Raw genomic sequence first — 12,176 nt, forward strand, 5'->3', positions numbered from 1 at the left:
CGCGGTCAGGGGTCCGGGGTCCAGCCGCCGTCGTCGCGCACCCGCGCCGCGGGCGGGCCGCTGCCCAGCAGCGTGCCGAGCGCCGCGTCGAGCGTGCCGCCGAGGAACCACTCGCCACCCTGGTCGAGCGCGAAGACCCGGCCCGCGTCGTCGATGGCCAGCAGCGCCTCCCCGGCTCCCTCCACCCCGAGCGGGAACAGCCGCGCCCCGACCGCGGCGGCGGTCTCGGCCAGGATGTCGGCGGTGTGCGCCGCCGCGAGCGGGTCGACGTGCAGCGGCCGTACCCAGTGCCGCGTTCCCGCGTGGGCCGCGCGGGTGCGCAGGTCGGCGAACTCGGCCAGCGCCCGGACCGCGGCCGGGAACGCCGCGTGCCGGTACTCCTGGCCGACGACCGCGCAGACCTCGCCCACCAGCCGCTCGGCGCGCGCGTAGTGCGGCTCCCGCCCCGGCGCCCAGCCCGCCCCGGCCAGCGCCGCGGCGACCGGGGGCGGGAACCGGTCGCCCGGCAGGCCGCCGGCCGGCGCGTCGGCGGGGGCGCGGTCCGCCGGTCGGGTCCAGGGCAGGACGCCGAAGTGGACCAGCGCCCGCCCGCAGGTCGCGCAGGGCGCCGCCGCGGTACCCCCGGCCGGGTCGCCGGCCTCCCGGACGTGGAACAGCTCCAGGTGCGCCTCCGCCAGCAGCTCCCGGGCGTCCGCCTCGGTCAGCGGGCCGTCGTCGGCCCGGCCGTCGTCGGCGCGGTGCAGCAGGTCCGACAGGACGATCAGCTCGGCGTGCCGGTCGGCGCCGCGGACCCGCTCGCCCGCCGGCAGCTCGCGCAGGTACGCCCGGACCAGCGGGTGGTGCTGCAGGTGCTGGTCGCCCTTGGCGCCGAGCGCGTGGTGCTGCTGGTAACGGACCGTCAGGTGGGCGGCCACCGTCGGCGTCGGCCGGCGCAGGGCGCCGTGCCGCAGGGCCACGGCGGGGTCGACGGTCGAGGTCGCGCCGACCAGGTCGGGGCGGCGGCGCCGGTACAGGTCCTTGACGACGGCCGAGGGCAGGCTCGGCCAGGTCGAGGTGCGGCCGGTCTCCTTGTCGATCACGGTGGTGACGCTGTCGCCGGTGCGGGGCAGCCGGTCGCTGGGTTCGCGGGTCCACACGACGTACCCCACGTCGAACTCGGACACCATCGGCGTGCGCGGGTACCCCCGGCGCAGCGACTCGCGGCGGGCCCAGGTCGACGCGATCCGCTCGACCTCCTGGAGGCTGATCACTGTGGACTCCTCCCGCCGTCGTCACCGCGCTTTCCTGAACCTACCGGACCCTCGCCGGTGCCCCGCGCGGCCGGTAAGGTCCTCGCGGGGCGACGAGGCCCCCCGGGGAACCGGTGCGGGGCGGAGGAACCCGGTGCGGGGCGCGGAAACCCGGTGAGAGGCGGAGGAGACCGGTGAGAAGCAGCGGTGGTCGTGACGCCGACCGGGCTCTGGCGGCGCGCGTCGACGGTACGTACGCGCGTTTCCAGCGGATCCGGGAGGGCGCCGAGGCGCTGCGGCGGGAGCTGTCCTCGCTGCGGGTGAGCGTCAGCTCGCCGGACGCCTGCGTCCGGGCCACCGTGGACGCCCGCGGCCGGCTGGTCGACCTCCACCTCGACGGCTCCCGCTGCGTCGGCATCGACCCCGCGATCCTCGCCCGGCTGATCACCGCGACCGTCGGCGAGGCCGCCGCGCAGGCCACGGCGCAGGTCCGCAGCCACGTCGCCGCGCAACTGCCCGAGTCCCCGGCCGCCCCGGACCTGCTGGCCGACGGCGACGCCTCGGGTCTGCTGGGCCGGTACGCCCCCGGGGGCCCCCACTCCGCGGGGGGCCGGCCGTGATCCAGGGGGTGCGCGTCGACCCGCCCGCCGCGCGCGCCGCCGCCGCCGACCTGGTGGAGGTCGGCCACCGCTGGCGGCAGCTACGCGAGCGGGAGGCGGTCGCGGTCGCCGCCGACCGGCCGGCCTGGCGGGAGCCGGCGACGGCCGAGTTCGACGCGCGGTACGGCGACGCGCAGGAGCGCCTGCTCGCCCGCTGGGAGCAGGTCGCCGCCGAGCTGGTCGCCCTGGGCGACGCCGCCGCGCGGGCCGCGGAGACCGCCGCCCGCGCCGACGACTCCGGCGCGCTGCGGCTGCGGCGGGGGCTGCCGCAGGTCCGGGAGGAGCCGTGACCGGACTGCCGAGCCCGCTGGCGGATCCGCGGGAGTGGCCCTGGGGCGGTCCACCGTGGATCTCCGACGCGGTGGCCGCCGCGGCTGCCGGCTGGCCGGAGGTGGACGAGCGGCGGCTGTTCGCGCTGTCCGACCAGTGGCTGGGGCTGGCGATGGCGCTGCACGCCCCCCGCGTGGACGCGCTCGCGGCCGGCGGCCGGCTGCTGGAGGTCATGGGGGCGGGCCCGGCGGCCAACAGCGCCCGCGCCGCGTGGGCCCGGCTGACCGAGGGTGAGCCGGGCGCGCTGGACTCGGTACCGGAGGCGGCGCGCCAGCTCGGCGTCTGGGCCGAGCGGGCCGGCACCGCGGTGGAGGCGGCCAAGCTGACCGCCTGGGCGCTGCTCGCCGACCTCGCCGCCGACCTCGCCGTCGTGGACCTGGCGAGCGCGCTGACCGACGGCGCGGTCGCGCCGGTGGCGGAGGTGCTGGTCGGAGCGGTCCGCGAACGGGTCGACGCGGTGGTGCACGACCTGGCGGGGACGCTCGGCCGGACCGTCCCGGACGGTGCCGGCGACAGTGGTGCCGGCGACAGCCCCGACGGCAGCGGCGCGGCGTTCCGGGGTCCGGCGCGCCCCGGGGCGGCGGCCCCCGCCGAGGTTTCCGGCGTGGCGCCGGCCGGGCGCGGGCCGGCGGGGGCGTCCGGTCGCGCGCCGGTGGCGGCGGCGGAGCCGCGGCCCCTGTCCACGGCGAGCCGGCCGGTGATCCCGGCCCCGCGCACGCCGGTGCCGGACCACGCGCCGTGGCCCGCCCCGCCCACGCCCCGCCCGCCGGACGCCGCGGGTCCGGCGCGGAGCACCGGCGCCGCGGCCCGCACGGTCCCGACGGGCGCGGACCGGCCCGCCGATCAGGATCCGACCGGCCGCCCCGAAGCGGCAGCCGGGGCCACCGCCGAACGGCCCGCGGCGCCACCCGCCCCGCCCGCGGCGCCGTCCACCGCACCGGGCACACCGCCCGCGTCTGCCGCACCGCCCGTGCCGGCCGCACCGCCCGTGCCGGCCGCACCGCCCATGCCGGCCGCACCGTCCGCGCCGGCCGTGACCTCGACGGGCGGGACCTCGGCAGATCCGCCCGCCGTACCGGCCGCGCCGGCAGGGGCCGGTCCACGCGCGGCGCCCTCCGCTCCGCCCGCAGCACCTTCCGCTCCGCCCGTGGCGCCTTCCACTCCTGCCGTGGCGCCTTCCGCTCCTGCCGTGACGGCGTCGGGCGGGCTGGGCACCTCGCCCGCGTCGCCAGCCGCCCGGCCCGCGGCGGCGAGCCGGGCGCCCGCCGGCGACGCCGTCCGGGAGGCCGGTGACGCCGGAACCGACATCGGCGGCACCGGCGACGCCGACATCGGCGCCGGCGTAGGCAGCGGCAGCGGTGTCGACAGCGGCGGCGGTGTCCACAGCGGAGGCGGTGTCGGCAGCGACGCCAGCGGCGGCAACAGCGGCGTCAGCGGTGGCGCCGTCAGCGGCAGCGACGGCGACGCGTCGGGACCGGTCGCTCCCGGCGACGGCCCGCCCGCCGCGGCCGCCCCCGCGCCGGCACCGCGGGCCGGGAGCGGCCCCGGCCCGGCCGCGGCCCCGGAGACTGCCGGCGCGCCCCCTGCCGGCGGGGGAGCGGGTACGCCGCCGTCCCGCCGGTGGCGGGGCACGCCGCTGGCCGTGGACGACGACGACTCGGCCGTCAGCCGGACCCGCCGGTACGACGCCCCGGGCGGGCACCGCCGCCCGCCGGCCGCGCAGCAGCTAGCCGTCGAACTGGCCATCCCCCGGCAGGCGCACGGCGGCGCGCCGCGGATGACCGACCCGCGGGCCGCCGAGTACCTGCACCTGATCAACCCCGGCGGCGCCGCGCACGACCCCGGCCGCGCCGCCAACGCGGTCGACTGCGCCCTGGCGTTCTTCGAGACCTGGGCGCGGGGCCGCCCCCGCGTCGCGGCCCCGCGCACCCCCGACGGGTACCGGGGCGGCGACCCCGTCCGCGGCGGCGGGGTGTCCGACGACGGCGTGGCCCGGATCGCCGAGGTGACCGGCGGGGCTTTCCAGAACCTCTGCCCCCGCGTCGGGCAGGCCGAGGTGGCCGCGGCTCAGCGTGCCGTCAACCACGCCCTGCGCAACCTCCACGCGCACCTGCGGGCCGTCGGCCCGGGCGCGTTCGCGTTCCTCGTACACGGCTGGGAGGGCGGCAACGCGCACGTCTGGACGGCGGTCAACCAGGACGGCGCCGTCCTGTTCGTCGACGCGCTGACCGGCCAGGTCGCCGAGGACGCGCCGCTGTACGGGCACTACGGGCGCCCGTACGACGGCAACGTCACGGCCCTGGACGCGCTGGTGCTCGGACCCGACGGCGAACCCCGCCCGCTGCCGCGGCACCCGGCGGGCCTGTGGGGGGTGGCCGCCGGCCACGACCGGCCGGCGCGCGCCGACGCCGCCCCGGCGCCGACGCCCGCGACCGGCTGGGCCGCGCCGGCCCGGCCGCCGGAGCCGGACCTGGACCTGTTGATGCTGGACGCCCCCGAGCTGGCGGCGGCGATCGCCGCGGGCCCCGGGGTCCGGGACGCGCTGCGGGCGGAGTCCTCCGCCGTGGCGATGCTCTGGTGCGTGCGCGGCGAGCTGGCCGCCGGGGAGTGTGTGGCGAGCTGGCCGCCGGCCGCCGAGGCGGTGCAGCCGGACTTCGACCCCGCCCGGCGGCATGACCCGGCGTACGTGGCGGAATACCTGGACCGGGCCTACGCGGCCGCGGCGGCCGCCCGGCCCGCGCTGGCCGCCCTGGCCGCGCGGGTCGGCGCCGCGCCGGCCCGGGTGCGGCCCGCCGCCGCGCCGGACCGGGCGACGGCGGCGGCGCGGGTGCGGGGCTGGCACGGCGACGCGGCCCGGCTGGTCGACCTGGCCGGCGCCGTCGTGGAGGTGCCGGACGCGGACGCGCTGCGGGCGGTCCGGGAGGCGGTGTGCGCGGACCGCGAGGTCACGGTCGCGGCGGTGGAGGACGGGCTCGACGGCCCCGTCCCCGGCGGCTACCCCGACATCCGGATGGCGGTGCGCACCGGCGGCGGCCACGTCGGGCTGCTGCGGCTGTGCCTGCGCGACGTGGAGGACGCGGAGCGGTACGGCGCCGCCCTCGACGCGCTGCGCGCGGACGTCCTCGACGGCGGGCCCGGCCCGGTGGGCCGGCTGGTCGCCGGGGGGCTGCGGCGGCTCGCGGCGGACGCCGCCGCGCTCGCCGAGCCGGCGCCGCCGTCCGCGGCGCCGGCCGGCGCCCGGTACTTCCGCTGGCGGCTGACGCCGGTGAAGATCACGCCCGGCGACGGCCCGGCCGGCTGGCGGCTGTCGCTGGCCACGGGCGGGTGGGAGCGGATGCCCGACGCCGAGGTGGCGCTGCTGGCCGGCGGCCGGGACCGGCTGGCCCGCCGGCTGGACCGGGCGGCGTTCGTCCAGGAAGTCGAGGCCGAGCGGGCGCGGCTGCTGCGCGGCGTCGGGCCGGCGGCGGCGCTGTACGCGGTGGCCCGGGCGATCCGGCGGCGGGCGACGGCCGCGGACCGCACGCTCAGCGTCGAGGAGCGGGCGTGGGTCGTGGGGATCAGCCGGCGCACGTACGCGCTGACCGAGGCCGACCTGGCCGACCGGGCGCAGCCGGGCGCCGACCCGCGGCCGGAGGTCGGGGACCCGTCCTGAGCGGGGCGGCCGTGGCGGGCCGCCGGGGCGCGGCCGCGTTGGTTAGGCTCTGCCCGTTGTCGTCGTGCGGAACAGGAGCACCGTCGTGTCCGAGCTGTCCCACCCGGCCGTGGTCGACCTCGCGCCGTTCGTCAAGGCGTACGACGTCCGGGGCACCGTGCCCGACCAGCTCAACCCGCCGGTGGCCCGCGCGCTGGGCGCCGCGTTCGCGCAGACCCTGCGGGCCGGCGGCGACGACCGCGGCGCGGTGGTGGTCGCCTACGACATGCGCGACTCCTCCCCGGCCCTGGCCGCGGCGTTCGGCGACGGCGTGCGGGCGGAGGGCGTCGACGTGGTCGAGGCGGGGCTCGGCTCCACCGACCTGCTGTACTACGCCTCCGGCGCGCTGGACCTGCCGGGCGCGATGTTCACCGCGAGCCACAACCCCGCCCGGTACAACGGCATCAAGCTGTGCCGCGCCGGGGCCCGGCCGATCGGCCAGGACAGCGGCCTGACCGAGATCCGGGACCGCGCGCAGGCGCTGCTGGAGGGCGCCGCCCCGGCCGCCGGCGGCGCGGCCGCCCGCGAGGGCGTGGCCACCAGCCGGGACCTGCTCGCCGACTACGCCACCTACCTGCGCGGCCTGGTCGACCTGACGACGATCCGGCCGCTGACGGTCGTGGTGGACGCCGGCAACGGCATGGCCGGCCACACCGTGCCGGCGGTGCTGGGCGACGCGGTGCTGCCCACCCTCCCGCTGACGATCATCCCGATGTACTTCGAGCTGGACGGCACCTTCCCCAACCACGAGGCCAACCCGCTGGAGCCGGCGAACCTGGTGGACCTGCAGGCCGCCGTCCGCGCCCACGGCGCCGACCTGGGCCTGGCCTTCGACGGCGACGCCGACCGCTGCTTCGTGGTCGACGCCGACGGCGAGCCGGTCGCCCCGAGCACGATCACGGCGCTCGTCGCCGTCCGGGAGCTGGCCCGGCACCCCGGCGCCACGGTCATCCACAACCTGATCACCTCCAGCGCCGTCGCGGAGATCGTCGCCGAGAACGGCGGCCGGCCGGTGCGCACCCGGGTCGGCCACTCCTTCATCAAGGCCGAGATGGCCCGGACCGACGCGGTGTTCGGCGGCGAGCACTCGGCGCACTACTACTTCCGGGACTTCTGGTTCGCCGACACCGGGATGCTCGCGGCGATGCACGTGCTGGCCGCGCTCGGCGGGCAGAGCCGGCCGCTGGCCGAGCTGGTCGGCGACTACTCGCGGTACGCGGCGTCGGGCGAGATCAACTCGACGGTGACCGACCAGCGCGCGAAGCTGGCCGAGGTCCGCGCCCTGTTCGCCGGGGAGAAGTCCGACGACCTGGACGGCCTGACCGTGCTGTTCGCCGACGGCGCCTGGATCAACCTGCGCCCGTCGAACACCGAGCCGCTGCTGCGCCTCAACGTCGAGGCGCCCGACGCCGCGCGGATGAGTGCGTTGCGCGACCAGGTGTTGGCGGTCGTCCGCCGTTAGGCTCGTGATCGGGGACCCGTCGGTGGGTCCGCCACGCCCGTCGAGGGCGACCGCGTCGTGTGAAGGGAGTCGTCCGGTGTCCCTGGACCCCGCTCTGCTGGAGATCCTCGCCTGCCCGGACACGCACCACACCCCGCTGGCGTACGACGCCGCCGGTCAGACCCTGACCTGCGGCGAGTGCCGGCGGGTGTTCGAGGTGCGCGACGGCATCCCGGTCCTGCTGCTGGACGAGGCCCGCCCGGCCGCGGCCGGCGACGGGGACGCGCGGTGACGGCGCCGCTGGAGGGCAACGCCGGCCTCTCGGGCCGGCGGGAGCCGGACGAGAAGGTCCTGGACGACGAGCGGGCCATCGCCGCGGGCGACCCCGGCGACGCACTGATGGCGACGGCGTGGGCCGGCCGGCAGCTCCGCGAGGCCGCCACGCTGGCGGCCGAGGCGCACCTGACCGACCTCGCCGACGAGGGCCGGCCGCGCGCGGTCGTGGTGGCCGGGGTCGGCACCGCCGCGCGCACCGGCGAGATCCTGGCCATGGTCGCGGGGTCCCGCTGCCAGGTGCCGGTACTGGCACACCGCAGCGCGGGCGTACCGGGCTGGGTCGGCGCCGCCGACGTCGTGATCGCGGTGTCCGCGTCCGGCCGGTCGCCCGAGGCCATCCACGCCGCCGAGGCGGCCAGCCACCGCGGCGCCCGGCTCGTCGCGGTCGGCGCCCCGGAGTCCGAGCTGCACCAGCTCGCCGAGCGCGCGCGGGCGCCGTTCATCCCGGTGCCGCGGCGCGCGCCGGCCCGGTTCAGCATGTGGGGCCTGACGGTGCCGGTGCTGCTGGCGGCGCGGGCGCTGGGCCTGGTCAACGTCCGCGAGGCCGACCTGGCGGAGACCGCGAACCGCCTGGACATGGACGCCGAGCGCTGCCGCCCGGGCCTGGAGTCGTTCGTCAACCCGGCCAAGTCGCTGGCCATGGACCTGGCCTGCGCGCTGCCCGTCGTCTGGGGCTCCTCGCCGCTGGCGACCGTCGCCGCCCGCCGCTTCGGCGACGTGCTGGCCGCCAACGCCCGCTACCCGGCCATCGCCGGGGCGCTGGGCGAGGCCGGCCGCGGCCGGGTGGGCCTGCTCGACGGCGTCTTCGGCGGGCTCACCGAGTCGGCCCGGGACATCTTCGCCGACCCCGACGAGCACGCCGAGTCGACGCGGCTGCGCCTGGTGCTGCTGCGCGACGGCGGCCTGAGCCTCGACGACGAGGACCACGACGAGCCGCTGGCCGTCGAGGAGCGCCGCGCCGACGCGATCCAGTCCCTGGCCGAGCGGCGCGGGGTGCGGGTGAGCGTCGTCACGGCGGAGGGCGGCTCCGCGCTGGAGCGGCTAGCCTCGCTGATCGCGGTGCCCGACTTCGCCTCGCTGTACCTGGCCATCGCCCACGGTCTCGATCCGATGGCGGTCCCCGCCGTCTCGGAGATGAAGGAGCTGTCCACGCAATGAGCGCCGGAGGGGGTACGAAGGCGATCGTCGCCGCGCTGGTGGCCAACCTCGGCATCGCGGTCACGAAGTTCGTCGCCTTCGCGCTGACCGGGTCCTCGTCGATGCTGGCCGAGTCGATCCACTCGGTGGCGGACTCGGGTAACCAGGGGCTGCTCCTGGTGGGCGGCCGCCGGGCGCGGCGCGCGGCGACCCCGCGGCACCCCTTCGGCTACGGGCGCGAGCGCTACATCTACGCGTTCATCGTGGCGATCGTGCTGTTCAGCGTGGGCGGCCTGTTCGCGCTGTACGAGGCGTACCACAAGTGGCACGACCCGGAGCCGATCGACAGTTGGCAGTGGGTGCCGGTGGTCGTGCTCGTGGTGGCGATCGTGCTGGAGTCGTTCTCCTTCCGCACCGCGATCGTGGAGTCCCGGGCGGTCAAGGGCCGGGCGACGTGGACCCAGTTCATCCGCCGCGCCAAGGCGCCCGAGCTGCCCGTGGTGCTGCTGGAGGACCTCGGCGCCCTGGTCGGGCTGGTCCTGGCCCTAGTCGGCGTCGGGATGACCCTGATCACGGGCGACGGCCTGTGGGACGCCGCCGGTACCGCCGCGATCGGGGTCCTGCTGGTGGCCATCGCGGTGATCCTGGCGCTGGAGACCAAGAGCCTGCTGCTGGGCGAGGGGGCCACGGACGAGGACGTCGCGGCGATCGAGCGCGCCATCGTCGCCGGCCCCGAGGTCGCCGGCATCGTCCACATGAAGACGCTGCACCTGGGCCCCGAGGAGCTGCTCGTCGCCGTGAAGGTGGCCGTCCGGCACGACGAGAGCGCCGCCGACGTGGCCCGGGGGATCGACGCGGTCGAGGCGCGGGTACGCGCGGCCGTGCCGATCGCCCGGGTCATCTACGTCGAGCCCGCGCTGGTGCCGGCCGCGGCCGCCGCCGGCTGAGTCGGTGGAGGCGCTCGCCAACCCGGTGCAGGGGTACGCCTGGGGCTCCCGCTCGGTGATCGCGGCCCTCCAGGGCCGCCCGGTCCCGTCGCCGGGGCCGGAGGCGGAGCTGTGGATCGGCGCCCACCCGTCGGCGCCCTCGCTGGTGCGGCGCGCCGACGGCGACCGCCCGCTGACCGACGTGATCGCCGCGGACCCGGCGGCGGTCCTCGGCGACGCGGTGCTGGCCCGGTTCGGGGCGCGGCTGCCGTACCTGCTCAAGGTGCTGGCCGCGGAGCAGCCGCTGTCGTTGCAGGCCCACCCGGACCAGGCGCGGGCGCGGGCGCGCTTCGAGGCCGGCGACCCGTCCTACGTCGACCCGTTCCACAAGCCCGAGGTGCTGGTGGCGGTGACGGAGTTCCGCGGGCTGTGCGGCTTCCGCGAGCCGGGCCGCTCGGCGCGGCTGCTGGGCGCGCTGGCGGTGCCGGCGCTGGAGCCGGTCGTCGCCGCCCTGGCCGCGGGCGCGCTGCGCGCGGCCGTCGAGGCGCTGCTGACCTGGCCGGCGGGGGAGCGGGCGGCGCTGCTGGGGGCGGTGGGCGCCGCGCTGGCGGCGCGCCGGCCCGGCGACCGGTACGCCGAGGAGTACGCGACCGCCGCCGGGCTGCTGGCGCGCCACCCCGGGGACGTCGGGGTGGTGGTGGCGCTGCTGCTGCACCACGTGACGCTGGCGCCGGGCGAGGCGATCTGGATGCCGGCCGGTAACCTGCACGCCTACCTGTCCGGTACCGGCATCGAGCTGATGGCCGCCAGTGACAACGTGCTGCGCGGCGGCCTCACCCCGAAGCGGGTGGACGTGCCCGAGCTGCTGCACGTGCTGCGGTTCGCGCCGCTGGCCGACCCGGTCCTGCGGGCGGTGCCGGTGACCCGGGGGGTGCGCTGCTGGCCGGTGCCGGTGGAGGACTTCGCGCTGTACGAGGTGCGGCTGGACGCCGCCCACCCGGCGGTCGAGCTGGACGTGCCGGGCCCCCGCACGCTGCTGTGCCTGTCCGGCGCGGTCGAGGCCGACGACGGCGACAAGCCGCTGCGGCTGGCGGCGGGGGAGGCGGCGTTCGGCCCGGCGACGGCGCCGCCGCTGCGGCTGTCCGGCGCCGGCACGGTGTACCTGGCGACCCCGAACCTGGCCGCCCCGGCGGCCGTCGACCCGGCCGTCCCGGACCGGCGCTGAACGGCGGCCGGGTCCGCGGGCGGCGCTTCCCGCCGCGGACCCCGCCGCCGGGCGGTCAGCCGCGGGGGAGCCGCTGGCCGTAGATCTTGTTGTCGGTGCCGCGGACGAAGACGTACAGGAAGTTGCCCTGGGTCAGGGCGCCGGGGCCGGACAGCGTCGCGCCGCCGCCGGGGACCTCGGTCCACCGGGTCCACGCGCCGTCGGCGGTGTCGTTGCGGTAGATCTTGTTGTCGGTACCGCGGACCAGCAGGTGGAGCTGCTGCCGGTACGCCGCCAGGCCGGGCCCGTCGACGGTGGCGCCGCCGCCGGCCACCTCCTGCCAGGTCTGCCAGCCGCCCTTGCGGTCCCGCGACGCGGCGTAGACCTTGTTGTCGGTACCGCGGACGCTCACGTGCACCCGGCTGCCCGCGGCGGCCGCGGCCGGCCCGGACGGCGTGGCGCCCCCACCCGGGACCTCCTTCCAGCCGCCCCAGCCGCCGTTGGCGGCGCGGGTGTTCTCGTAGATCTTGTTGTCGGTGCCGCGGACGTAGCTGTGCAGTACCTGGCGGTCGGCGGCCAGCGCCGGCATGTCCGGGGTGGCCCCGCCGCCGGGCAGCTCCTTCCAGCCGCTCCACCGGCCGGCCGACAGGACGTTCTCGTAGATCCTGTTGTCGGTGCCCCGCACGACCAGGTGCAGGGCGCCGCCGACGACCGCCGCCGCCGGCCCGGACGTGGTCCGGCCCCCGCCGGCCACCTCGGCCCAGCCGCTCCAGCCGACCCCGTCGAACCGGTTGGCGTAGATCCTGTCGTCGGTGCCGCGGACGAACACCCAGGTGTCGTCCTCGTAGGCCACGCTGCCGGGCGCGGCGGTGGTGGCGCCGTTGCCGGGCAGTTCGGCCCAGCCGGCGGCGGTGGCGGTCAGCGGCGGCGGCGCGGGCGCCGCGGCACCGGCGGGCGCAGCGGCACCGGCGGGCGCCGCGGCGACGGCCGGGGCGAGCAGGGCGGCGGTGGAGAGCAGGACCGCGCCGACCCCGGCGGCCGTGCGTGGGCGGGACACTCCGAGCATGTCTATCCCCCTTGGACTGACGTGGCGTGTGGTCCCCCGTGATCGAACAAGGTGGATGCTAGGCCAGGTCGGTGCCGGGCGCTCGGCGAGCGCGGGGCCGTCGCGCAGTGTGTGCCGTGCGCCCTCCGGGGCGCCATGTCGTGTCCACCCGCGGCCG

At 78.6% G+C, this 12,176-nt stretch carries 10 protein-coding genes; 8 read left to right on the forward strand and 2 right to left on the reverse strand.

Features of this window, described 5'->3' with window-relative positions:
• Positions 1-5 precede the first annotated feature (5 nt).
• On the reverse strand, positions 6-1,250 hold the full coding sequence (locus IEY75_RS02460) for an SUKH-3 domain-containing protein (RefSeq protein WP_229789279.1): 1,245 nt from the start codon (positions 1,248-1,250) through the stop codon (positions 6-8).
• A gap of 173 nt (positions 1,251-1,423) precedes the next feature.
• Here IEY75_RS02460 and IEY75_RS02465 point away from each other — a divergent pair, with 173 nt between their 5' ends.
• From IEY75_RS02465 to manA, 8 genes are all read left to right on the forward strand, one after another.
• A complete protein-coding gene (locus tag IEY75_RS02465; RefSeq protein ID WP_189112478.1) occupies positions 1,424-1,849 on the forward strand; it encodes a YbaB/EbfC family nucleoid-associated protein in 426 nt (141 codons plus the stop codon).
• The gene (locus IEY75_RS02470) at positions 1,846-2,178 is read left to right on the forward strand and encodes a hypothetical protein (protein WP_189112479.1); all 333 of its coding nucleotides are present in this window, start codon (positions 1,846-1,848) and stop codon (positions 2,176-2,178) included. The genes IEY75_RS02465 and IEY75_RS02470 overlap by 4 nt, the downstream gene beginning before the upstream one ends.
• Positions 2,175-5,870 carry a toxin glutamine deamidase domain-containing protein gene (locus IEY75_RS02475; RefSeq protein ID WP_189112480.1) on the forward strand — a complete coding sequence of 1,232 codons (3,696 nt, stop codon included), beginning with the start codon at positions 2,175-2,177 and terminating at the stop codon, positions 5,868-5,870. The genes IEY75_RS02470 and IEY75_RS02475 overlap by 4 nt, the downstream gene beginning before the upstream one ends.
• A 109-nt stretch (positions 5,871-5,979) precedes the next feature.
• Positions 5,980-7,371 (forward strand): phosphomannomutase/phosphoglucomutase, encoded by a 1,392-nt coding sequence (locus tag IEY75_RS02480; RefSeq protein ID WP_189112615.1) that lies wholly within the window; start codon positions 5,980-5,982, stop codon positions 7,369-7,371.
• Between the two features lie 76 nt (positions 7,372-7,447).
• Complete coding sequence (locus IEY75_RS02485) at positions 7,448-7,642, forward strand: Trm112 family protein (RefSeq protein ID WP_189112481.1); 195 nt, start codon at positions 7,448-7,450, stop codon at positions 7,640-7,642.
• Positions 7,643-7,650: 8 nt separating this feature from the next.
• Positions 7,651-8,844, forward strand: a complete 1,194-nt coding sequence (locus IEY75_RS02490) for an SIS domain-containing protein (RefSeq protein WP_189112616.1) — start codon at positions 7,651-7,653, stop codon at positions 8,842-8,844.
• Positions 8,841-9,770 carry a cation diffusion facilitator family transporter gene (locus IEY75_RS02495; RefSeq protein ID WP_189112482.1) on the forward strand — a complete coding sequence of 310 codons (930 nt, stop codon included), beginning with the start codon at positions 8,841-8,843 and terminating at the stop codon, positions 9,768-9,770. Before IEY75_RS02490 ends, IEY75_RS02495 begins: the two co-directional genes overlap by 4 nt.
• 4 nt (positions 9,771-9,774) lie before the next feature.
• Entirely contained in the window at positions 9,775-10,974 is a 1,200-nt protein-coding gene (manA, locus tag IEY75_RS02500) for a mannose-6-phosphate isomerase, class I (protein WP_189112483.1), read from the forward strand.
• Positions 10,975-11,029: 55 nt separating this feature from the next.
• On the opposite strand, the gene IEY75_RS02505 is transcribed toward manA, so the two are convergent.
• Entirely contained in the window at positions 11,030-12,019 is a 990-nt protein-coding gene (locus tag IEY75_RS02505) for a DUF8189 domain-containing protein (protein WP_189112484.1), read from the reverse strand.
• Positions 12,020-12,176: the final 157 nt, after the last annotated feature.

This window comes from Pilimelia terevasa (assembly GCF_014647915.1).
Taxonomy (GTDB): domain Bacteria; phylum Actinomycetota; class Actinomycetes; order Mycobacteriales; family Micromonosporaceae; genus Pilimelia; species Pilimelia terevasa.